1 protein-coding gene is annotated in these 275 nt (G+C 69.8%); it reads left to right on the top strand.

The genetic code is table 11. From position 1 onward, the window contains the following. Window positions 1-275 (top strand): PQQ-binding-like beta-propeller repeat protein (locus FS767_RS22240; protein ID WP_144968251.1); only part of this gene is annotated, 275 nt, incomplete at both ends.

The raw sequence follows: 275 nt of genomic DNA, 5'->3' as shown, positions 1-275 counted from the left end.
GATGGCCAGGGCAAGGAATACAACCGCCTGGTCCCGGCCGTGGACGGCCAGACCATCTTTGCCGCCGATGCCGATGGCCGGGTCATGGCGATGAATCGCGAGACCGGTGCGGTGCTGTGGAAGAAGGACCTGGACCTGCCGGTCTCCGGCGGCGTCGGGGTCGGTTCCGGTCTGGTGCTGGTCGGTACCCTGCGTGGCCAGGTCATCGCCCTCGACGCCGGCAGCGGCGACGAGAAGTGGCGCGCCCAGGCCTCCAGCGAGGTGCTGTCCGCTCC

It is taken from the genome of Pseudomonas sp. DE0010, from assembly GCF_007680745.1.
GTDB classification, from domain to species: Bacteria; Pseudomonadota; Gammaproteobacteria; order Pseudomonadales; family Pseudomonadaceae; genus Aquipseudomonas; species Aquipseudomonas parafulva_B.
Note: the sequence above shows the minus strand (reverse complement) of the source record. Positions and strands in the feature narration are given on the sequence as shown.